We start from the raw sequence: 21,950 nt of genomic DNA on the forward strand, positions 1-21,950 counted from the left end.
AGCGCATACATCGACGCCCCTCACCTAAGAGGTCGTGTTCAGCACAACACACCCCCCGTGTGTCCCCATACCCTAGGGACATCTCAGAGTTACCGCGGGGGAAAACAATTGCGCAGGGGAAAGGCTTTGGGCTATTCCCCGACAAAGCCATTTGGCTAAGGGAAGACACGATTATGACGAAGATGAACCGGTATCTGAAGAAACACACTGAAGCTTTGGTGAAAGACGTGGGCGTCGAGGCCGCGTGCAAGTTGACGGGCCGCTCCAAAGCGACTCTGGGGCGGTACTATTCCGAGGCCGACGAACACGCGGATCGCTATATGCCGTTGGACGCTGTGGCCTCGCTTGAGGCTGCGGCCAGCTTCCCGCATGTCACGCAGGCCTTGGCCGAAATCAACGGCAACACGCTGGAAGTCGCCACGGGCCGCAAGGGCAATGCGACCTCGGTGAACTCCAACGTAGTGGCGCTGGCGCAGCGGTTTGCGCTGTTGATGTCGGAATACAACCAGTCCATCGCGGACGGGGTGATTACGGTGACCGAGGCCAAGCGTATGCTGTCGGAGACCTTGGAGCTGCAAAAAGTTCTGGTCGAAATGAAACTGCATCTGGAAGACGAAACCGCCTGAAAACCGGCGTCTGCAACCTGTCGGCAAAGCGTCGGCAATGTGTATGGCAGGTTTTCGGGCCGCGGCTTTAGCGTCTCGGCACCGAATAGAGCCGGTAGCCGTCAATCAGGGCTACCTCTTTGGCGCCGGTTTCCGTCACGAACACGCCGAGATTTTCCATGTCTGCCGGACAGCCCACCAGATCGGCGGCATCGTCGAGGAACTGGTTGGTGAAATCGTCCTCCCCAATCCGGCGGCACAGGTCCCCCTTGGCGCGGTAACCGTCCCCGAAAAATGGCAGGGTGGTCTCGGGGAACGGGGAGCAGGCGGCGAGGGCGAGGGCCGTGGCGGCGAGGGTGATATGACGCATGTGGGACTCCTGTGGTGACTGACGAGGCGGAGTTTAGCATGGATTTGAGGTTGTGCAGAGGGGGTGGGTGAACTACGTGCCGGAGGCGCGGAACCACCCACTCGACGGTTTGCTAGTGACGTGCAATTTCTTCCACAATCGATGATGAACTTAGCGAAAGATTGGTTTCAAAATCTCGCATGCTACTAATTAGTTGTTTGGTAGTTGTCTCAACTCGGCGCCTTGCTTGATTCAAACGAGTTGTCATTCTCGGGATTGATGACATCGAATTTTGAAACCCTTCGACTTGACCAATAGCAATCATCAAGGTGGATCGCAGATAGTCGTAGGTTGAAACCAAAGCCTCGATGTTTTCCTTAGTTTCAAGCCCATCTTCGCTCGACATAAGCGCAGCGCGTTCCGTAACGACGACGAAATCACGCGCAAGTTTGCTTAGATCTGGTAACGAACGCTCCACAATAACTGAATATCGATCCATCTCAGCCGCAATGCGGTTCAGAACGGGTTTTACTTTCTTAGGGTCCTTATTCCCATTCAGGTCTTTTGGAAGGTCAGATAGTTCTGCTGTACGAACTTTGATCTTTTCCCCGAGGCGCTGTGTAGCACCTCCAATTTCTGTCCAAATCGTTTCCAAGGAAGACGCATACTCTTGCGTCAGCTCAACCAGTTCAAGAACACCAATGTCAGGGTCATACTGATCAATAGTTACCAACTCTGTTGTATGTGTAGTTACTGAATTAGAACGCCTAGCGGAATTGGATGAGATGCTGTCTTTGGAACTGAGGATACGGTCAATATGATCGCTCAAGGCGTCTTGGACATGTTGTCGAAAAGTTGGTCCATCATGAAAGTCTTTGAAAACGCCTTGGTCGCTTATACTTTCCCGAAAATCTTCAATTTTCACTAGTTCACGAGCCTTGGGCGGTGCTTCTGCTTCTCGGGGGTCTTTGAAGAAAAACGAAACACCAAGCGTATTGGGCTCAGAAGCCTTCCTAAGCATAGCTCGTTCGAATTCTTCCTGTGTTCCAGATTCGTATTCTTCCGTTGGTGTACCAAAACGTGAACATAGGAACCCTATAAATATGTCGTATTCATCACCTATTTGAGAATTGACAATCTGCTGCGGCGCAGCACCGAATTCAGAGGAAACATCCCGCTTCCAGTTCAATGGTGCTAGAATGAAAGACTCATTTCGTCCTCGGATACGGTTCAGGTCATCAATCACCTCAAGGCAAATTTCCCGTTCAGCGTCCATCTCTGACGTTGAAGAAATAAAAACAGATACTTCGGTTTTCGTTTTCACCATGTCAGCTACCCCTGCAACGCCCGAACCTCAATCTCGCCCTCAACCCGCGCCTTCATTGCCAACGCGCAAGCGTGGGCGGCGGCGGCGGTGGTGAAGTAGGGGATTTTGTCATAGAGCGCGATGCTGCGGATTTCGCGGCTGTCTTCGACGGCCTGAGAACCCTCGGTCGTGTTCAGGACCAGCGAGATCATCTTGTCCTTCATCTGGTCGACGACGTTTGGGCGGCCTTCATAGACCTTGTTGACCGTCTCGCATTCCAAGCCCTGACCCACCAGCCACGCGGCGGTGCCGCGGGTGGCGACGAGGGGGTGGCCGAGGGCGGATAGCTCGCGCGCGGCCTCCAGCATGTCGGGGGTCTTGTCCTCGTTGCGGATGGAGATGAAGACCTTGCCTTTGCCGTTCAGCGGCAGGTCGGTGCCCGCACCCATTTGCGCCTTGAGGAAGGCCATGTGGAAGGTCTTGTCGGAGCCCATGACCTCTCCGGTAGAGCGCATTTCGGGGCCGAGGATCGTGTCGACACCGGGGAAGCGGGCGAAGGGGAGGACGGCCTCTTTCACCGCGAAAGTGTCGATGATCGGGTCGATCAGGGTGAAGTCACCCAGCTTGGCACCGGCCATGACCTGCGCCGCGATGGACGCGATGGGGGAGCCGATGGCCTTGGCCACAAACGGCACGGTGCGCGAGGCGCGGGGGTTGACCTCGATCAGGTATATCTCGTTGTTTTTGATGGCGAATTGGACGTTCATCAAGCCGACCACGTTGAGGGCCAATGCCAAGGCTTTGGTCTGGTCGCGAAGCTGCTGGATGATGTCGTCGGACAGGGAATAAGGGGGCAGGGAGCAGGCGCTGTCGCCGGAATGCACGCCGGCCTCCTCGATATGCTGCATGATGCCCGCGACATGGACGGATTCGCCGTCGCAGAGCGCGTCGACATCGACCTCGACCGCGCCGGACAGGTAGCTGTCGAGCAGCACGGGGCTGTCGCCGGACACCACCACGGCCTCCGAGATGTAGCGTTCGAGTTGCGCCTGATCGCGCACGATTTCCATGGCGCGGCCACCCAGCACGTAGGAGGGGCGGATCACCAGCGGGAAGCCGATTTCCTTGGCCTTCTCGAAGGCCTCCTCGTCGGAATGGGCGAGGCCGTTATGGGGCTGTTTCAGCCCAAGTTTCTGGACCAACTGCTGGAAGCGTTCGCGGTCCTCGGCGAGGTCGATGGCGTCGGGCGAGGTGCCGAGGATCGGGATGCCCTCGTCGGCCAGCGCCTGCGCGATTTTCAACGGGGTCTGGCCGCCGAATTGCACTATGACGCCGTGCAGGGTGCCGTTGGTCAACTCTACCCGGAGGATTTCCATGACGTGCTCGAAGGTCAGCGGCTCGAAATAGAGGCGGTCGGAGGTGTCGTAATCGGTGGAGACCGTCTCGGGGTTGCAGTTGATCATGATGGTCTCGTAGCCCTGCGCGGTCAGCGCGTAGCAGGCGTGGACGCAGCAATAGTCGAACTCGATGCCCTGGCCGATACGGTTGGGGCCGCCGCCGAGGATGACGACCTTTTTGGCATTGGAAGGCCGAGCCTCGCATTCGACCTCGCCCATCATCGGGGATTCGTAGGTGGAATACATGTAGGGGGTCTGCGCCTCGAACTCGGCGGCGCAGGTATCGATGCGTTTGAACACGGCGTTGACGCCGAGGTTCTGGCGGGCGCGGCGGACGTCCCGCTCGTCGCGACCGGTCAACTTGGCGAGGCGGGCGTCGGAGAAGCCCAGCATTTTGAGGTCGCGCAGCCCGTCCTCGGTCATGGGCAGGCCGTCCTTGCGGACGACGTCCTCGGCCTCGATGATTTCACGGATACGGGCGAGGAACCACGGGTCATATGCGGTGATCTGGTTGATCTCGTCGTCGGAGAAGCCGTAGCGCATGGAATGGGCGATGACGCGGATGCGGTCGGGGGTTTGCTTGGCCAGCTCGCGGGTCAGGGCCTTGTCGATGGCTTCCTGCGCGGCGGCGTCCTTGCCGACAAGGATGCGTGTGCCGTCCTGGTCCTTGCGCACCTGCGCGTCGGGCGTGGGCATGCCGGGGACCTTTGGCTCGTCAAAGCCGGTGAGGCCGGTTTCCATGGAGGCCAGCGCCTTTTGCATGGACTCGTGGATGGTGCGACCGATGGCCATGACCTCGCCCACGGATTTCATTGCGGTTGTCAGGTAGGGCTCGGAGCCCGGAAACTTCTCGAAGGCGAAGCGCGGGATTTTGGTGACGACATAGTCGATGGTCGGCTCGAAGCTGGCGGGTGTCACGCCAGTGATGTCGTTGTCCAATTCGTCCAGCGTGAAGCCTACGGCCAGTTTTGCCGCGATCTTGGCGATCGGGAAACCGGTGGCCTTGGAGGCCAAAGCGGAGGAGCGGGAGACGCGGGGGTTCATCTCGATAACCACCATGCGGCCATCGGCGGGGTTCACGGCCCATTGCACGTTGGAGCCGCCAGTTTCGACGCCAATCTCGCGCAGAACGGCGATGGAGGCGTTGCGCATGGCTTGGTATTCTTTGTCGGTCAGTGTCAGGGCAGGGGCCACCGTGATACTGTCGCCGGTATGCACGCCCATCGGGTCGACGTTTTCGATGGCGCAGACGATGATGGCGTTGTCGGCGTGGTCGCGCACGACCTCCATCTCGAACTCTTTCCAGCCCAAGAGTGACTCGTCGATCAGGATTTGATTGACGGGGGACGCGTCGAGGCCGGTTTTGCAGAAATGTTCGTAGTCGTCGCGATTGTACGCCACGCCGCCGCCGGTGCCGCCGAGGGTGAAGGCGGGGCGGATGATGGCGGGCAGGCCAACATATTCGATGGCGTCCATGCATTCCTGCATGGTGTTGGCGATGGTGGCTTTCGGGTTCTCGAGGCCAAGGCGGTCCATGGCTTCGCGGAACAGTTTGCGGTCCTCGGCCATCTCGATGGCCTCGCGCTTGGCGCCGATCATCTCGACGTTGTATTTTTTCAGCACACCCATTTCTTCAAGCGCCAGCGAGGTGTTCAGGCCTGTCTGGCCGCCCATGGTGGGCAGCAAAGCGTCGGGGCGCTCTTTCTCGATGATCTTGGCAACAACTTCGGGGGTGATCGGCTCGATATAGGTCGCGTCGGCCATGTCGGGGTCGGTCATGATCGTGGCGGGGTTCGAGTTCACCAGAATGACGCGGTAGCCTTCTTCGCGCAGCGCCTTACACGCCTGAGCGCCGGAGTAGTCGAACTCGCAGGCCTGCCCGATAACGATGGGGCCTGCGCCGATGATCATGATGGATTTGATATCGGTTCTTTTCGGCATGTCACGGACCCCAGTTTCATTGCGCAAATTGTCGTGGCCCGAAGGCCACGCGGACAAATTATCGTGGGTTTAAGGAGTCCACCAAGTGGGCGCAAGGGCATGTAGGAAAGGGATTTGAGATTCTTTGCCCGCTGCGAACGGAGCGGCGGAATATATGGTCAGCGCGAGGCAATTTCTCGATGAGAAATTGGGGCCATACTTTCCATGAAGGTCTGACTGCCCGTGGCGCATTATTTTTTTGGTACAAACCCGTCCGGAAAGGCCGAATGCGGCTCTGGTGCGCCGTTCACGTAAAGATAGTCCCGCGTGATCGGCACCGTGGTTTGATGTTTGTGCAGCTGCACGTGGTACAAAACATGTGGCATATCAGACAGGCTGAGTTCCGACGCGATCAGGTAGTAGCGCCACATGCGGATGAAACGCTCGTCGTAGCCCATGGCGCGGACCTCGTCCAAGCGGTCCTCAAACCGGATCAACCAGTCATACAGTGTGCGGTCGTAATGGGTGCGCCAAACCTCGATATCGGCGGCTTCCAGTTTGGTTTTCTCGACCACAGTGACGACCTCCGACAGGGACGGGGTGTAGCCGCCCGGGAAGATATATTTTTGAAACCAAGGCGATAGGTTGCCGGGAGGGCCTGTGCGCCCGATGAAGTGGATTAGTGCTACGCCGTCTTCCTTCAGGTTTTTTTCGATCTGTTGGAAGTAGGTCGGGTATTGCGGCTGGCCTACGTGTTCCAACATCCCGACGGAAACAATGCGGTCGAATTGTTCCGTGACGTCACGGTAATCTTGCAGCCGAAATTCGACCAAATGCGAGACGCCTGCCTCTTCTGCGCGTTTAATCGCGGCCTTTCGTTGCTCGTCAGATAGCGTCACACCGACAACCTGTGCGCCGTATTCTTTCGCCAAGGTGATCGCCAGACCACCCCATCCAGAGCCGATATCAAGGATTTTCATACCCGGTTTGATCAGCAGCTTGCCCGCGATATGCGCCTTTTTGGCGACCTGAGCCTGCTCGAGTGTAAAGGACGGATCCTTATAGTAGGCGCAGGTATATTGCCGGTCTTCGTCCAGAAACAGGTAATAGAACGGGGTGGAAATGTCGTAGTGGTGTTCGGCATTTTTCTTGGCGATCGCGTGCGGAATCCACTGGTCCCATTTGCGTTTCGCGATCCGGATGCTGCGCGCAAGTGACTGGGAAAATGGTAAATTTCCGTTTTGGAAATTTTTTACAACCAGTGTGAGCAGGCCGCGGACGTCGTCGTTTTCCACGATCAGCGTGCCGTCCATATAGGCTTCGCCCATGGCCAGCTCCGGATTCAGGATAAGCTTCCTCGGGAGCGTGTCGTCGGTGAGGCGAACCGTCACGGAAGGGGCCGCGCCGTTGCCCGCCTTAAGTGTAGGGCCAGAGCTAAGTTGAACCGTCAGAGTGCCGTGCTTGATGAGCTGCTTGAGCAAGGCGCCAAGTAGTCTGTTCCACATAGATGTCGCTTTCCCGTTTCTTGTTCCAAGCCGCGTGCCGCCGGCAATTTAGCGCGCAAAGGGCCGGATTCCCGCCGCGTTGTCAATAAATAGACATGCACAGCATATTTGCGCCCCGTTTGCTTGACTTTACAGGCGCGGGCATGTGTATCGGGCCGATACAGATTTACGCCGAAGAGGGCCCCTAACATGCACGCATATCGCAGCCATACCTGTGCCGACCTGACCGCCGCCAATGTGGGCGACAACGTTCGCCTTTCGGGCTGGGTGCATCGGGTGCGCGACCACGGGGGCATCCTCTTTATCGACCTGCGCGACCATTATGGCGTGACGCAAGTGTTGGCCGACCCTGACAGCCCTGTGTTCAAGGACGTCGAGAAGGTGCGCTCCGAATGGTGTATCCGCATTGACGGCAATGTTATGGCGCGCGCGCCGGAACTGGTGAACTCGAAACTGCCGACGGGCGAGGTCGAGGTATTCATCCGCGACATCGAAGTTCTGGGGGCGTCTGACGAGTTGCCTTTGATGGTGTTTGGCGATCAGGAATACCCCGAAGAGACGCGGCTGAAATACCGCTTTCTGGACCTGCGCCGCGAGAAGTTGCAGCGCAACATGATCCTGCGCTCGGACGTTGTGGCGTCGATGCGCAAGCGCATGTGGGATCTGGAGTTCAAGGAATTCCAGACGCCGATCATCACCGCGTCCTCGCCTGAGGGTGCGCGCGACTTCCTCGTGCCGTCACGCTTGCATCCGGGCAAGTTCTACGCGCTGCCGCAAGCGCCGCAGCAGTTCAAGCAACTGCTGATGGTGTCGGGCTTTGACAAGTATTTCCAGATCGCGCCGTGTTTTCGTGACGAAGACCCGCGTGCCGACCGCTCGCCCACGGACTTCTACCAGCTTGACCTTGAGATGAGCTTTGTCGAGCAGCAGGACGTGTTCGACACGATCCAGCCGGTGATCCAAGGCGTGTTCGAGGAGTTCGGCGGCGGCCGCAAGGTGGACAGCGAATGGGAGCAGATTTCCTACAAGGACGCGGCACTTTGGTACGGCACTGACAAGCCCGACCTGCGCAACCCGATCAAGATGCAGGTGGTGTCGGAGCATTTTAAAGGCTCCGGCTTTGCGATCTTTGCCAAGATTTTGGAGCAGGACGGAACTGAAATCCGCGCCATTCCTGCGCCCAAAGGTGGCTCGCGCAAGTTCTGTGACCGGATGAATGCGTTTGCGCAGAAGGAAGGGTTGCCGGGGATGGGGTATATCTTCTGGCGGAAGCGTGAGGGTTTTGAGCCAAGTAAGTTTGAAGAATCTATGGGGACGCTGTTCGGTCTTGGTGGTTCAATCTACTCTTTGATTAAAGGCGACGACGAAGGATTCAAAAAGTTTGAGCAGGTTATTGAAGCTTTTTCACCACCCACGCCCATCTCCGACGAAAACAAAGCTGAGATAATTGAACGAATTCAACGCTGCCGTGAAAGAGAAGATCTCGAACGCGCAGAGTTTCTTTTTGATGCTTACTTTGGAGAATGGGAAGCCGCTGGTCCGCTGGCGAAGAACATCGGCCCGGAACGCACCGAAGCGATCCGCCAGCAGCTTGGTCTTGGCGTGGGCGACGCGGCGTTCTTCCTGGGCGGCAAGCCGTCCTCGTTCGAAGCCGTCGCGGGTCGTGCGCGTGTCGAGATTGGCAACGAGCTGAAACTGACCGATCTGGACCGCTTTGCCTTCGCGTGGATCGTGGACTTCCCGATGTATGAAGCGCACGAGGAAACCGGCAAGATCGACTTCTCGCACAACCCGTTCTCGATGCCCCAAGGTGGCATGGCGGCGCTGCAAGGCAACCCGCTGGACGTGCTGGGTTACCAGTATGACCTTGCTTGCAACGGCTACGAGCTAATCTCGGGGGCTATCCGGAACCACAAGCCGGAGATCATGTTCAAGGCGTTCGAGTTGGCAGGGTACGGCGAAGAGGAAGTGCGCAAGCGCTTCGGTGGTATGGTTAATGCGTTCAAATACGGCGCACCGCCCCACGGCGGCTGTGCTGCGGGGATCGACCGCATCGTGATGCTGCTGGCCGACGAGGCCAATATTCGCGAGGTGATCCTGTTCCCGATGAACCAACGCGCCGAAGATTTGATGATGAACGCCCCAAGCGAGCCGATGTCGGATCAGCTGATGGAATTGGGCCTGCGGGTTATTCCACAGGATTAGAGCGCGCGGGCGAAGACGCTCGCGCATCGCCTGACATTTAGTCTTCCAGACTGTCTTCGCGCTTCTCGTCGATCAGTTTACGCTCGTCGGCTTTGCGGGAGGTGAACCTTTCGCCGTAGCCCTTGATCTCTGACTCGGGGATGACTTCGCGGGCGCGGGTGAAGACCTCGTCTTCTTCCTCTTCAATGTGGTGTTCGTAGTCGTGGCGTAGGGTTTTGAACTTGGTGAGCCACGCGCCCTGCGACATATCCATGTCGTTGAGTTCTTCCATCAAATCGTCAAGCTGCTGATGCTCGTGGACTGAATGGCGGGCGGCATCCTGTCCCCATGTCTTGGAGATGAGTTTGGAATAAAACGTCTCTTCCTCGGCGGCGGCGTGGCTTTTGACGTCGTGATAGAAATCGTCCCACGCGGCTTTGCGGTCTTCCGACGCGCCGGTGGTGTCTTCGATCGTGTCGAGCAATTTGCGGTGGTGGTCGTGGTCTTTTTTGATGAGGGTATAAATGTCGGCCATGAGAATGCTCCTGTCTGTTCGCTGCAAAACGCAGGAGCATTGACGAAAGTTCCCGGATTGTCGGCGGCAAGGCGCCGCAGGACGAAACTGTCAATTATTTTTCAACGGACTTGCGTCAGAGATACGTTAAACTGAAGCAACCCAATTTGAGGAAAGAGCCGCCCGATGGCGTTCACCCCAGACATTGCGGCCATTCGCTTTGGCGAAGGTCTGGCACCCGAGATCGCAGCGCCTGCGTCTGTGGAAGGCGTGTTGGACCAGTTGCGCGGGGCTGATCTGGCGGCAAAAGAGTTTCCGATTACACCCCTGTCCGACTTGTATGGCACCTTTGCGAAGGTCAGCACGCTGCAAAAGGTGGCGCGGCGGGGACGAAAGGGTTCTGACGCAGAGGAATTGAGCAAGGCCTACAAGCAAGCACGGCGGGAGTTGAACCTGCACCTTGAAGGCGCGTTGGCCCCCTTGCTGTCGCGCTCGATTACGACAGAGCAGCCGTTTCGCGAACGCCTGACGCGGTTCTGGGCTGATCATTTTACCGTCGTGGGCAAGAACAACCTGACCCGAAATGCGGTGCCGTCTTATACAGAAGAGACCATCCGCCCGCATATCACGGGGCGGTTTTCCGACCTTCTGAAAGCGGTGATGACCAGCCCGATGATGCTGGACTATCTGGATCAGAACTCGTCCGTCGGGCCAAACTCGCGCGGGGCCAAGGGGCGTCGCGGATTGAACGAGAACCTTGCGCGTGAGTTGCTGGAATTGCACACGTTGGGGGTCGGCGGCGCATATGCGCAAGGCGATGTCCGGCAATTGGCCGAGCTTCTGACCGGTATGACGACCGAGATCAGCCGCGGTTTTGTCTTCAGGCCAAAGATTGTGGAGCCCGGTGCCGAGACGGTGTTGGGGCGGAGTTATGGTGGCGGTCCACCTGCGGTCGAGGACGTCATGGCGTTTCTGGATGATGTCGCGCTGCATCCTGACACTGTGCGGCATATTTCGCGCAAACTGGCCGTGCATTTTACATCCGATAGGCCTGACGAGGGCATGATTGCAGACATGGCCGACGCCTATGCTGCGACAGGTGGCGAGTTGATGGCGGTGTACGAGGCGATGCTAGACCATCCGTTTGCGTGGACGAGCTTTGGTCAAAAGGTAAAGCAGCCGGTCGATTTCATTGTCTCGGCGATGCGGGTTCTGGAAGTTCCACCGGCATCGCTTCGTCAACTCAACCGCTCGAAACGGCGCGCTTATGTGACAGGGCCGATGACCGCGATGGGGCAGCAATGGTTCAGGCCCAGCGGTCCCGATGGCTGGCCGGAGGAGGCCGAAGCATGGGTCACGCCGCAAGGGCTTGCGGCGCGTATTCAATGGGCCATGGCCGCGCCCTCCGCGATATTTCGGAGCCTTCCCGATCCGCGGAGCTTCGTTGTGGCGGCGCTTGGGGATGTGGCTGACGAGAAGGTCACATTCGCGGCGCGCGCCGCTGAAACACGGCGCGAAGGGGTCGGGCTGATTTTGGCCTCCCCCGCGTTTCAAAGGAGATAGCGATGGCTGATGCAGTGTCCCGACGGCGGTTCTTGTTGCGCGCAACGGCGTTGGGTTGCTCCGCTGCGGCGAGTCCGTTGATGACGCCCATGACCTTTGCACAAGCGCCGGGTGAGAACAGGTTGGTCGTGATTATCCTGCGCGGGGCGATGGATGGTTTGGACGCTGTGCGCCCGATAGGGGACCCGCTTTTGCGGCAGTACCGCCCCGGCTTGGGGATGTCGCTTGATAGCGCGGCCACTGAACTGGACGGCTTTTTTGCACTTCACCCGGCTTTGGCCGAGTTGATGCCACTGTGGGCGCAAGGTGATCTTGCGGTCGCGCACGCGGTATCCACGCCTTATCGCGACAAGCGGAGCCATTTTGACGGGCAGGATTTGCTGGAGGCGGGGACAGGCGCAGATGTCGACGGGGCACAGGCCCGCGACGGGTGGTTGAACCGGATGTTGCAGGTGCTGCCCGCTGCGGGGTCCGAGACGGCGTTTGCCATCGGGCGATCTGAAATGAAGCTGATGTCCGGGCGTGCGCCGGTGTCCAGCTGGTCGCCGGACGGGCGTCTGGATATGTCCCCTCAGGCGCGGTTGCTGTTGGAGGAGATTTACCATGATGACCCGCTGTTTCACGACACCAGCATGGATGCGCTGGCGATTGCGGAAAGCTTGGGGTTGGCGAGTGACGATAGTTTCGGCATGTCGAGCAGCGACATGCGTGCCGCGGTGAAGGCGGCGAGTGCGGCGGGTGACGCGTCGGTTTTGGCCAGCTTTGCGGCGCGGCGGTTGAACGAGGAAGCGCGGATTGCCGCGTTTTCGTTGGGGGGCTGGGACACGCATCGCGCGCAGACGCGCGGGATAACTAGGGCTCTGGGAAATCTAAAGGATGCAATTCTAACTTTGCGAAGCGAGTTGGGGCCGCGCTGGGACAAAACCGCTGTTGTCGCGGTCACCGAGTTCGGCAGAACAGCACGCGAGAATGGCACGCGCGGGACGGATCACGGGACGGGTGGTGCGATGATATTGGCAGGAGGAGCCATTCGCGGCGGGCGCGTTTATGGTGACTGGCCGGGGCTGGAGGAAGCCGCGCTTTACGCACGGCGCGACCTTATGCCGACCTCCGATGTCAGGTCGTACATTGCCTGGTTGATGCACGGGCTCTACGGGCTGGACAAAACGACGCTGGGAACGGTGGTGTTCCCCGGGCTTAACCTTGCAGATGATCCAGGCCTGTTGGCTTAACGCAACTTAAAAAGCCGGATTTACGTCGTGATTGACCATGGTCGTGGACAGATCGCCAGTCAGGTCTTCCATGCCATTGGACACAGACGCTGTCACGGCAAGTGCCAAACCGACCAGTGCAGCCATCAGCATGGTCATGTCGACAACGGCAGCGCCGTCTTCGGTGCGTAGAAAATTCTTGAACATCTTAGTCATCGTAAACTCCTCCAGTCCTGAAACGGGTTCCGAAGGAAGCTTCGGGCCCGATGGGCTTGATGACAGGTTTGATCCTAAAACATGGCATCAATGCGTCTTGGAGCGGGTATCAAATGGGTCAATTTGCGGTAGTTTGAGGCAGATTTGAACCTTTCGGACAGCGCACAATCCGGATTAGGATAGCGTCGATAAATGTGCTGGGGACCAAGACATGACGAAGAGCAGCAACGACGCCCGACCGCTGTCCGGTTGGGTGGCGCCACGGCGGCCTGATGCGGAGTGTCTGGAGGGGGCATATGTCCGGCTTGAACGGCTGGCGCCGGATCAGCACGCCGCGGATTTGCACAGGGCGAATTCGGCCAGCGATGCGATTTGGGATTATCTGCCCTACGGCCCTTTCGCGTCTGCGGCGTCCTACCACAGATGGGCACGCGACGTGACGCAAGGCGATGATCCCGTATTCTATGCGATCCAGCCCCGCGCCACTGGGCATTTCAGCGGCGTTGCGAGTTACCTCAGGATTTCGCCGGAGGCCGGATCAATCGAGATCGGGCATATCAACTTTTCACCGGAGTTGCAGCGCAGTGTGGCTGCGACCGAGGCGATTTTCTTGATGATGCAATGGGCATTTGATGCGGGGTACCGTCGATTTGAATGGAAATGCGATGCTTCTAATCTGGGTTCACGCCGCGCGGCACAACGCTACGGGTTCAGTTTCGAGGGCGTCTTCCGGCAGGCGGCCGTTGTGAAAGGCCGCAATCGGGACACGGCGTGGTTCGCGTGCATTGACGCAGAGTGGCCCGCATTGAAAGAGGCATTCACCGCGTGGCTTTCCCCGTCAAATTTCGACGTCGACGGCAAGCAGATCGAACGCTTGGGCGCGTTGACCGGCCTTGTGCGCGCGGCGAGCGATCCGGCCCTTTAAACCAGTTCGCGCACCTTCAACCTTTGCTGGATAAGATCGCGCGTCGCTTGAATAGCTTCGCGGCGGCCAACCCCGAGTGTAAGCGCTTGCGTGAGCTTGCGGGAAACCTCGGCCAGTTTCTCGTCACTGGTGAGCCGCGCAAGCCCTTGAAGGAACGGCGCGACATAGGGCAACGCGTCAAGGCCGCTCCCCAACAGGTCGTCGAGATGAGACAGGTCTTCGTTGAGCGCAATCGGATCAGGGACGACCACTTCGTGATTGAGCAGGCGAGGGCCGTTTGGATGCATGTCTTCGGGCAGGTGCTTGAGGATTGTTTGCTGAAAGGCACATACCGATGCAATCGGCTTGGGCAGGAACTCGTCAGCACCCGCCGCGATTGCGGCCTCCGCCAACCCGTCGCCATCCGCGCCGCTTGTGGCGATGATCACAGGTCTGACGGATTTACCGTCGCGGGCAACCTCCGTGATCAGATCCACGCCGGAGCCGTCGGGCAGCCCCAGATCAACAACAACGACTGAAGGTCGATACACACGCAGGTGTCGGCGTGCAGCCGTCAAACTGTCGGCCCGGCGGATGCGCGCGCCTGAACGGATACAAAGCAGTCGAACCGCTTCGGACGCAAACCGGCTGTCTTCCACGACAAGCACGGTGAGGCCCAGCAGCGGGCGTTGGGCAGTGGCATGGGTAGTAAGAGTCATAAAAGCGGTATCATCGGGCATTCTGGGCCTCCGGCAGCAAGAAGGTGAGTCGGTAACTGCGTCCATGCTTGCCCCTTGGTGGCTAACAGAAGGTGAACAGCGCGGATTTTACGCACCTGATGCCGCTTGCAGCATCGCGGAGCCGCAGCCATAACCCCCTAACCAAACCGGAAACCTGACGGAGAGTGCGATGATCGGCAGACTGAACCATGTGGCAATTGCAGTGCCGGACCTTGATGCGGCCTGCGCGCAGTACAAAGACACGTTGGGCGCAAATGTTGGCGCGCCTCAGGACGAGCCTGACCACGGTGTGACGGTTGTCTTTATCGAGCTGCCAAACACCAAGATCGAGCTTCTGTATCCGCTGGGTGAAAACAGCCCCATTCAAGGTTTCCTCGACAAGAACCCGTCCGGCGGCATTCACCATATTTGCTACGAGGTGGACGATATCATCGAAGCGCGTGACCGCCTGAAAGACAGCGGTGCGCGTGTTTTGGGCAATGGCGAGCCGAAGATCGGGGCGCATGGCAAGCCGGTGCTGTTCCTGCACCCGAAAGACTTTACCGGAACCCTGGTCGAGCTGGAGCAAGCCTGATGGCCATAACCTCTGCCATCGTGGTGTTCGCTGTTGTCTGGTTTCTTGTGCTGTTTTGCGTCCTGCCCTTCGGCACACCCAGCCAAAGCGAGATGGGTGAGGTTTCCCCCGGAACGCCGCGCTCCGCACCGGCGAACCCGCGGATGAAACGCAAATTTGCGATCACCACTATGATCACGATCGTGATCTGGGTGCCGCTGTGTCTGGCGATCATTTATGGCTACATCAATGCGGACACGATGAACCTTTACAAGCGGTTCGGTCCAGATAGTTGACCGCGCCTTAGCGCGACAGCCGATGGAACAGATGCGTGAAACTGGCCACCCCTAAGATCGGGATCAGCAGGTTGACGAAGGGGATGGTCAAAGGAATGGCCATTAGTGTTCCTGCCATCCAGATTTGCCAACCATTGCGTTTGCGGAATTCGCGCGCGCCAGCCGTACCCAGCCTGCGTTGCGCCACGAGCGTGGCGTATTCGCGGCCAAGAAGTAGTCCGTTCACGCCCCAAAAGATCAGCGGTGCGAAGGGTGGAAAGATCACATAGAGCACCAGTGCGGCGATGTTCACCGCGATAAGGACGCCGAGGAACTTCGCGCTTTCGGTGAGGGCCTCGCCTAAGGGCAAAGGGGATACGGCGGGTTGGTTCGGATAGTGTTCTGCTTCGACGGCGTCGACGACCTGATCCAGAAACAGACCCGTAAACGCGGATGCCACGGGGACCATCAGGAAGACCGACGCCCCGAGCATGACAGGCACCACGGCCCATGACAGGACATTGTCGATCCATGTGATCTCACCGATCCATGGCAGCGAGAAGCTGTCTGGCACCACGAGCCCGACGGTCCACGCGAAGGCCACTGTGAAGGCAAAGAGCAGCGCGAGCGTCAGGCCGACGCCTGTGAGCAGCACCTTCAGGAAGCGCCCGTCGCCGATTTGGCCCAACGCTTTGACGAAGTCGGAGAAAATCATGTGCTGGTCCACGTTGTGATGGCAGTTATGTCTGGACGGGGGCGGTCTGGGGGTGTGGATGTCTCGGTGCCCATGTGAATGAAGCCCGCGACATATTCCGGCGCGTCGAGGTTTAATCCCTCAGTCAGAAACGGACGGTCGAAGGCGGTCCAACCGGTCAGCCAGTTTGCGCCCCATCCTGCGGCAAGTGCTGCGTTCAAAAGGGCGAGGCACACGGCTCCGGCACTGAGCGTTTGTTCAATTTCGGGAATTTTCTCGGATGCTTTAGGAGAGGCCACAACAGCGACCGACAGCGGCGCGGTTTCGAACATGCCTGCAATCTTGTCGATTTGATCAGGGTCCAGCTGCAAGTCGGCGCCGCGCTTGCGGGTCAAAGCGGCAAGCCGGTGCAGGGCTGGTTGCTCCAGCACTATGAATCGCCATGGCTCCAGCTTTCCGTGATCCGGCGTGCGGGCCGCTGCGGTTAGCAAGGGGAGCAGCGCGTCGCGGTCGGGTGCAGGGCCGGTGAGCGTCTTATGCGGACGCGAGCGGCGGGTCAGCAAGAACGCGAGAGCGTCTGGGTTTGGCGTTGGCATATGGAATTGGTCCCCGTTGATTGGACCCTATGTCGGCCACACGTGGCGCAAATTCAAGGTCTGCGGGGCGATAGCGTCCATCGCGGGGCGCTCTAACAAGGCAGTGCGCGGGGCAGGGCGTGATTTCGCCCAAACCAACAACCCGACCAGCACGCAAAAGACTGCCAGCAAAAGCAGCAGCCCCTTGGTCATTTCTTCGCGGCCGGTTTTTTCTTCGCAGCAGCTTTCTTCTTAGCCGGCGCCTTCTTCTTGGTTGGCGCCTTGCGCTTCTTGCCGCCCTTGGACTGCTTCTCGACGATCAACTGGATCGCCTGATCAACGGTCAGATCTTCGGGGGCGATGTCCTTGGGAACCGTGGCGTTCACTTTTTCCCATTTCACGTAAGGCCCGTATTTGCCTTCCATGATGGAAATGGCACCGCCCTCGTCAGGATGTTCGCCCATATCGCGCAAGGTCTTCGCTGCCGCACCGCGACCACCGCGAGAGGCGACTTTTTCGGCGAGCAATTGCACCGCGCGGTTCATCCCGACATCGAAGACTTCTTCGAGGCTTTCGAGATTGGCGTTGGTGCCGCCGCGGTCCGACGTGCTTTCGGCGTGTTTGATATACGGCCCGTAACGGCCAATATTGGCCCAGACATTCACCCCGTCTTCAGGGTGCGGCCCGATCAGGCGCGGCAAGGACAGCAAGCGCACGGCTTGCGCAAGGTCGATGTCTTCGGGTGGCCATTCCTTGGGGATCGACTGGCGGTTTGGCTTTTTGTTTTCTTCGGTCACCTCGCCGCGCTGGGCGTAGGGGCCAAAGCGGCCTTTGTGGATCCAGATCTTGTCGCCGTCATCCTCGCCCAGCAGCTTACCTTCGGGGGGAATGGCGCTGGCTTCCAGCTCCGCATTGGGCGGGCCGAAGGGGCGGGTGTACTTGCACTCGGGGTATCTGGAGCAGCCGATGAACGCGCCGCCGGAACGCGCGGTGCGCATCGACAAACGACCTTCGCCGCAGTTCGGGCATAGGCGCGGATCCGTGCCTTCCTCGTTCGGTGGGAAGATGTGCGGGGCCAGCACGTCGTTGATCTTTTCCAACACCTCGGTGATCGACAGGTCCAGCGCCTCGGCAATCGCGACGGAGAAGTCGCGCCAGAAGCGTTCGAGCACATTCTTGTAGTTACGCTCGCCTGCGGAAACGTCATCGAGTTCTTCCTCAAGCGCAGCAGTAAAATCGTATTCCACATATTTGCTGAAGAAGTTGGACAGGAAGACTGTCACCAAACGACCTTTATCCTCAGGGATCAGGCGGTTTTTCTCTTTGATCACGTAATCGCGGTCTTGGATCGTGGTCACAATCGACGCGTAGGTCGACGGACGGCCAATGCCCAGTTCTTCCATGCGCTTGACCAAGGTCGCCTCGGTGTAGCGGGGGGGCGGCTGGGTGAAGTGTTGCTCTGGTGTGACCGACTTTTTAGGGGCGGTTTCACCTTCGCTGATTTGTGGCAGCGACTTGTCGTCATCGTCGATGACAGCGTCGTCGCGGCCTTCTTCGTAGACCTTCAGGAAGCCGTCAAACATCATCACCTGACCGGACGCGCGCAATTCGACTTGGCGGTCGCCAGAGCCGATAATAACCGTCGTGCGCTCCAGCTTGGCGGCCGCCATTTGCGACGCGATAGTACGTTTGTAGATCAGGTCATAGAGCTTGCGCTGATCCGCATCCATGATCTTGAGGCTTTCGGTATCCGCCGACAACACGGTCGGGCGGATACATTCGTGGGCCTCTTGCGCGTTCTTGGCTTTGTTTTTGTACATGCGCGGCTCTGCGGGGACGTATTTGTCGCCGAACTTGTCCTTGATCGCGTCGCGGGCAGCGTGAACAGCTTCGGGCGCCATATCGATGCCGTCGGTCCGCATATAGGTGATGTGACCGGCCTCATAGAGGCGCTGTGCTGCGCTCATGGTTTGGCGCGCGCCCATGCCGAACTTGCGGCTGGCTTCCTGCTGCAAGGTGGAGGTCATAAACGGCGCGGACGGATTGCGGGAGCCGGGTTTGGCCTCGACGCTAGTGACCTTTAGATCACGCGAATTGACGGCGGCGACGGCCAGTTCAGCGGCGGTGTCGTTGGCGATGTCGAACTTGTCGAGCTTCTTGCCTGCGAGCATCGTCAGTCGTGCTTCGTATTCTTGCCCACGCGAGTTTGCCAGTAGAGCCTTCACCGTCCAGTATTCCTGAGCGTTGAATTTCTCGATCTCCATCTCGCGGTCAACGATCAGGCGCAAGCAGACGGATTGCACGCGGCCCGCGGATTTCGCACCGGGCAGGCGGCGCCACAATACGGGCGACAGTTTGAAACCCACCAGATAATCCAGCGCGCGGCGCGCCAGATAGGCGTCCACCAAAGGCTGGTCGACCTTGCGGGGGTTTTTCATCGCCTCGGTGACAGCGGTTTTTGTAATGGCGTTGAATACGACGCGGCTGACGGGGGTGTCCTTTTTGATCACCTTGCGTTTGCGCAGGGTCTCTTCAAGGTGCCACGAGATCGCTTCGCCTTCGCGGTCGGGGTCGGTTGCGAGGATCAGGTTGTTGTCGTCTTTCAGCGCGTCGGCGATGGCTTTGACATGCTTTTTGGAATCGCTCGCGACCTCCCACAACATGTCGAAATCATTGTCGGGGTCGACGGAGCCGTCCTTCGGGGGAAGGTCCCGAACGTGGCCGTAAGAGGCAAGCACCGTGTAGTCGGGGCCGAGATATTTGTTGATTGTCTTAGCCTTTGCGGGCGACTCGACGACAACTACGGGCATATCTGCCTCTCCTTAAACGACTACTTCGATCAGCGGTTACATGTGGTCGCGACGTAAGGCTTGTCAACAGGCGCTGTGTTCAATTGCCTGTTGTGGTGCCTTGTTTCACGCTTCCTGTGCGGGGAAAATCAGCTTCAAGGGCTCATATGACGCATGTTTCTGACAAGGTATTAGTGAAACGTAGAGATAAAAGGACTATGTCGTGAGAATGAAGAAACTGGCCTTGATATTTTTCGCGTTTCCATCTGTCGCAACGGCGGATTGTGTCGTGTTGTTGCACGGGCTTGCGCGGAGCAATTTCTCCCTGTCGGTGATGGAGCAAAGCCTTCAGGCAAGCGGGTTCCAAACGGTTAACCCGTCCTATCCATCCACGACAGAAACGATCAAGGATCTGGCCAACGCGACGATTCCGGCGGCGATTGCGGAATGTGACGCCAACACCCCGATCCACTTTGTGACGCATTCCATGGGCGGTATCCTTGTTCGGGCATGGCTCAAGGAAAACGATCTGCCCAGTTTGGGGCGGGTGGTCATGCTTGCGCCGCCAAACAAGGGGTCCGAACTTGTGGACCAGCTGAGCTCGTGGGAGCCGTTTGAATGGGTGAACGGCCCAGCGGGCGCGCAGCTTCATACGGGGCCGGAGTCGCTGCCAAACACTTTGGGGCCGGTTGATTTCCCGTTGGGCGTTATTGCGGGGACGCAAACGCTCAACCCGTTTTATTCAGTTCTGATCGACGGGCCTGATGATGGCAAAGTATCGGTCGAAAGCACCAAGATCGAGGGGATGAGTGACCACATGGTTTTCCCTGTCACACATACTTTCATGATGAATGCCCCGATGGTTGTGGCGGAAACCATCAAGTTTCTGGAAGATGGCAAGTTCGACCGAGACCTGACTTTGACCGACGTCGTCACCGGTGTTGCCGAAGAGGTCGGGGATACCGTTTCACAGGTCGCGGAAGAAGTTGGTGATGCTGTGGCTGACGCCGCCAGCGATGTCGGCGACGCGGTGACGGAGACAGTAGAGCAGACCCTAGGGACCGACAGCTCTAACTAGCCTTTCGGGCTAATCCGGTTGATATGGCCCATCTTGCGCCCCGGCTTGGCGTCGGCTTTGCCGTAAAGGTGCAAGGCGACGGCAGGGTCGGCGGAAAGCTCCGGCACCTTGTCCATATCCGCGCCGATCAAGTTTTCCATCACCACATCGGCATGTCTGCTTCCGTCACCCAGCGGCCAGCCCGCGACGGCGCGGATATGCTGCTCGAACTGGTCGATGACGCAGCCGTTTTGTGTCCAGTGTCCGGAATTGTGCACGCGAGGAGCGATCTCGTTGACGATCAGGCCCGCTGGCGTGACGAATAGCTCGACACCCAGAACGCCCACGTAATCCAACGCATTCAATATGCGTCCCGCCATCAACACCGCGTCGGTGCGCAAGGCAGCGGATACGGATGCGGGAACTGTGGTTGTGTCGAGTATGCCGTCGCGATGGACGTTCTGGCCGGGATCGAAACAGGCGACTTGGCCGTCAACTGCGCGCGCACCGATAACGGAAATCTCGCAGGAGAAATCTACGAAGCCTTCCAAAACTGCGCTGGCACCGTTCATGACAGCGAATGCCGCGTCCGCATCGCCAGTATCACCCAAGCGTGCTTGACCTTTCCCGTCATACCCCAAGGTGCGGGTTTTCAGGATGGACGGCGCGCCAATTTCGGCCACGGCCTCGTGCATATCCTCAAGCGTATCGACGGCCATGAAGGGCGCGACGTTCAGGCCGATCTCTTGCAGGAAGGCCTTCTCGTTCATGCGGTCTTGGCTAATCGTCAACGCGCGCCGGTTCGGGCGGACTTCGCACAGGGCCTCTAGCTGATCGAGCGCGGAGGTGGGGATGTTCTCGAATTCGTAGGTGATGACATCGACAGCTTCGCCAAATTTGCGGAGGGCGTCGGTGTCATCATAGGAGGCTTGGAAATGGTAGTTCGCCACATGCGAGGCGGGACAATCGCCGCCCGGCTCAAAGATGCAGGTCTTGAACCCGAGCCGCGACGCGGCAACCGACAGCATCCGGCCCAGCTGGCCACCGCCCAGAATTCCGATGGTCGCGCCAGTGGGTAGGGGCTTAGTCATTGCTCGGCTCCTGCGGAATGGAGGCTGACAGATCAGCGCGCCATTTGTCCAAACGCGCGGCAAGATCGCTGTCATGTAGAGCTAATATACCAGCAGCCATCAGGCCCGCATTCGCAGCTCCGGCAGCGCCGATGGCCATGGTCGCCACAGGATAACCACGCGGCATTTGCAGGATGGAATAGAGGCTGTCCACGCCGGATAGCGCTTTGGTTTGAACAGGAACGCCGATCACCGGAACACGGGTCTTGGACGCCATCATCCCCGGCAAATGCGCGGCACCGCCAGCGCCTGCAATGATCACCTGCAAACCCCGATCAACGGCGGTCTTGCCATAGTCCCAAAGCCGGTCAGGTGTGCGGTGCGCGGAGACGATTTTGGCCTCAAAGGGGATACCCAGAGCATCAAGCATATCGGCGGCTTCTTTCATGGTGGGCCAGTCGGACTGGCTGCCCATGATAATACCAACGGGGATGGGTGCTTGTGTCATGATGGGACCGCTCTC

General features: G+C 58.7%; 21 protein-coding genes. 8 read left to right on the forward strand and 13 right to left on the reverse strand.

All coding sequences use genetic code 11. The features are described 5' to 3' along the window. Nucleotides 1–173 precede the first annotated feature (173 nt). The gene (locus tag BUB72_RS09490) at nucleotides 174–626 is read left to right on the forward strand and encodes a hypothetical protein (protein WP_073143242.1); all 453 of its coding nucleotides are present in this window, start codon (nucleotides 174–176) and stop codon (nucleotides 624–626) included. Nucleotides 627–693: 67 nt separating this feature from the next. On the opposite strand, the gene BUB72_RS09495 is transcribed toward BUB72_RS09490, so the two are convergent. From BUB72_RS09495 to BUB72_RS09510, 4 genes are all read right to left on the reverse strand, one after another. Continuing rightward, nucleotides 694–975: a hypothetical protein gene (locus BUB72_RS09495; RefSeq protein WP_073143245.1), complete on the reverse strand. Its 282-nt coding sequence runs from the start codon at nucleotides 973–975 to the stop codon at nucleotides 694–696. 112 nt (nucleotides 976–1,087) lie between these two features. After that, nucleotides 1,088–2,281 (reverse strand): DUF4062 domain-containing protein, encoded by a 1,194-nt coding sequence (locus BUB72_RS09500; RefSeq protein ID WP_073143247.1) that lies wholly within the window; start codon nucleotides 2,279–2,281, stop codon nucleotides 1,088–1,090. Nucleotides 2,282–2,286: 5 nt separating this feature from the next. Then, on the reverse strand, nucleotides 2,287–5,598 hold the full coding sequence (gene carB, locus BUB72_RS09505) for a carbamoyl-phosphate synthase large subunit (RefSeq protein ID WP_073143249.1): 3,312 nt from the start codon (nucleotides 5,596–5,598) through the stop codon (nucleotides 2,287–2,289). Nucleotides 5,599–5,828: 230 nt separating this feature from the next. Further along, complete coding sequence (locus tag BUB72_RS09510; protein ID WP_073143251.1) at nucleotides 5,829–7,082, reverse strand: SAM-dependent methyltransferase; 1,254 nt, start codon at nucleotides 7,080–7,082, stop codon at nucleotides 5,829–5,831. Between the two features lie 189 nt (nucleotides 7,083–7,271). On the opposite strand from BUB72_RS09510, the gene aspS reads away from it, so the two are divergent. Continuing rightward, nucleotides 7,272–9,287, forward strand: a complete 2,016-nt coding sequence (gene aspS, locus BUB72_RS09515) for an aspartate--tRNA ligase (RefSeq protein WP_073143253.1) — start codon at nucleotides 7,272–7,274, stop codon at nucleotides 9,285–9,287. A gap of 37 nt (nucleotides 9,288–9,324) precedes the next feature. Here aspS and BUB72_RS09520 read toward each other — a convergent pair whose 3' ends face one another. Next, nucleotides 9,325–9,801: a hemerythrin domain-containing protein gene (locus BUB72_RS09520; protein ID WP_073143255.1), complete on the reverse strand. Its 477-nt coding sequence runs from the start codon at nucleotides 9,799–9,801 to the stop codon at nucleotides 9,325–9,327. A 165-nt stretch (nucleotides 9,802–9,966) separates the two neighbouring features. Between BUB72_RS09520 and BUB72_RS09525 the strand changes: the two genes are divergently transcribed. Both BUB72_RS09525 and BUB72_RS09530 read left to right on the forward strand, forming a co-directional pair. Further along, nucleotides 9,967–11,343 (forward strand): DUF1800 domain-containing protein, encoded by a 1,377-nt coding sequence (locus tag BUB72_RS09525; RefSeq protein ID WP_073143258.1) that lies wholly within the window; start codon nucleotides 9,967–9,969, stop codon nucleotides 11,341–11,343. A 2-nt stretch (nucleotides 11,344–11,345) separates the two neighbouring features. Beyond that, nucleotides 11,346–12,575, forward strand: coding sequence for a DUF1501 domain-containing protein (locus tag BUB72_RS09530; protein ID WP_073143260.1), 1,230 nt, complete (start codon nucleotides 11,346–11,348; stop codon nucleotides 12,573–12,575). 6 nt (nucleotides 12,576–12,581) lie between these two features. On the opposite strand, the gene BUB72_RS09535 is transcribed toward BUB72_RS09530, so the two are convergent. Beyond that, nucleotides 12,582–12,770: a hypothetical protein gene (locus BUB72_RS09535; RefSeq protein ID WP_073143263.1), complete on the reverse strand. Its 189-nt coding sequence runs from the start codon at nucleotides 12,768–12,770 to the stop codon at nucleotides 12,582–12,584. A 211-nt stretch (nucleotides 12,771–12,981) separates the two neighbouring features. Here BUB72_RS09535 and BUB72_RS09540 point away from each other — a divergent pair, with 211 nt between their 5' ends. Then, nucleotides 12,982–13,695, forward strand: coding sequence for a GNAT family N-acetyltransferase (locus tag BUB72_RS09540; RefSeq protein ID WP_073143266.1), 714 nt, complete (start codon nucleotides 12,982–12,984; stop codon nucleotides 13,693–13,695). Here the strand turns inward: BUB72_RS09540 and BUB72_RS09545 are convergent. After that, nucleotides 13,692–14,414, reverse strand: a complete 723-nt coding sequence (locus BUB72_RS09545; protein WP_073143268.1) for a response regulator — start codon at nucleotides 14,412–14,414, stop codon at nucleotides 13,692–13,694. The two genes, BUB72_RS09540 and BUB72_RS09545, sit on opposite strands and share 4 nt — an antisense overlap. 169 nt (nucleotides 14,415–14,583) lie before the next feature. On the opposite strand from BUB72_RS09545, the gene mce reads away from it, so the two are divergent. After that, nucleotides 14,584–14,988 (forward strand): methylmalonyl-CoA epimerase, encoded by a 405-nt coding sequence (mce, locus tag BUB72_RS09550; RefSeq protein ID WP_073143270.1) that lies wholly within the window; start codon nucleotides 14,584–14,586, stop codon nucleotides 14,986–14,988. Next, complete coding sequence (locus BUB72_RS09555; protein WP_073143273.1) at nucleotides 14,988–15,263, forward strand: DUF1467 family protein; 276 nt, start codon at nucleotides 14,988–14,990, stop codon at nucleotides 15,261–15,263. The genes mce and BUB72_RS09555 overlap by 1 nt, the downstream gene beginning before the upstream one ends. 7 nt (nucleotides 15,264–15,270) lie before the next feature. On the opposite strand, the gene BUB72_RS09560 is transcribed toward BUB72_RS09555, so the two are convergent. Genes BUB72_RS09560 through topA form a run of 4 tightly spaced genes read right to left on the reverse strand, consistent with a single transcriptional unit; the run spans nucleotide 15,271 to nucleotide 19,321 of the window. Next, the gene (locus BUB72_RS09560; protein WP_073143275.1) at nucleotides 15,271–15,957 is read right to left on the reverse strand and encodes an EI24 domain-containing protein; all 687 of its coding nucleotides are present in this window, start codon (nucleotides 15,955–15,957) and stop codon (nucleotides 15,271–15,273) included. After that, nucleotides 15,954–16,532, reverse strand: a complete 579-nt coding sequence (locus tag BUB72_RS09565) for a nitroreductase family protein (protein WP_073143278.1) — start codon at nucleotides 16,530–16,532, stop codon at nucleotides 15,954–15,956. The genes BUB72_RS09560 and BUB72_RS09565 overlap by 4 nt, the downstream gene beginning before the upstream one ends. Before the next feature lie 27 nt (nucleotides 16,533–16,559). Then, the gene (locus BUB72_RS18815; protein ID WP_175549144.1) at nucleotides 16,560–16,724 is read right to left on the reverse strand and encodes a hypothetical protein; all 165 of its coding nucleotides are present in this window, start codon (nucleotides 16,722–16,724) and stop codon (nucleotides 16,560–16,562) included. Continuing rightward, the gene (topA, locus tag BUB72_RS09570; protein WP_073143279.1) at nucleotides 16,721–19,321 is read right to left on the reverse strand and encodes a type I DNA topoisomerase; all 2,601 of its coding nucleotides are present in this window, start codon (nucleotides 19,319–19,321) and stop codon (nucleotides 16,721–16,723) included. Before topA ends, BUB72_RS18815 begins: the two co-directional genes overlap by 4 nt. Nucleotides 19,322–19,529: 208 nt before the next feature. Between topA and BUB72_RS09575 the strand changes: the two genes are divergently transcribed. Further along, the gene (locus tag BUB72_RS09575) at nucleotides 19,530–20,378 is read left to right on the forward strand and encodes an alpha/beta fold hydrolase (RefSeq protein ID WP_073143281.1); all 849 of its coding nucleotides are present in this window, start codon (nucleotides 19,530–19,532) and stop codon (nucleotides 20,376–20,378) included. On the opposite strand, the gene BUB72_RS09580 is transcribed toward BUB72_RS09575, so the two are convergent. Together BUB72_RS09580 and purE are read right to left on the reverse strand one after the other, a co-directional pair. Next, entirely contained in the window at nucleotides 20,375–21,448 is a 1,074-nt protein-coding gene (locus BUB72_RS09580) for a 5-(carboxyamino)imidazole ribonucleotide synthase (protein ID WP_073143284.1), read from the reverse strand. The two genes, BUB72_RS09575 and BUB72_RS09580, sit on opposite strands and share 4 nt — an antisense overlap. Next, nucleotides 21,441–21,935 (reverse strand): 5-(carboxyamino)imidazole ribonucleotide mutase, encoded by a 495-nt coding sequence (gene purE / locus BUB72_RS09585; RefSeq protein WP_073143286.1) that lies wholly within the window; start codon nucleotides 21,933–21,935, stop codon nucleotides 21,441–21,443. Before purE ends, BUB72_RS09580 begins: the two co-directional genes overlap by 8 nt. Between the last annotated feature and the right edge of the window lie 15 nt (nucleotides 21,936–21,950).

Source organism: Litoreibacter ascidiaceicola (assembly GCF_900129235.1).
In the GTDB taxonomy this organism is placed as follows: Bacteria; Pseudomonadota; Alphaproteobacteria; order Rhodobacterales; family Rhodobacteraceae; genus Litoreibacter; species Litoreibacter ascidiaceicola.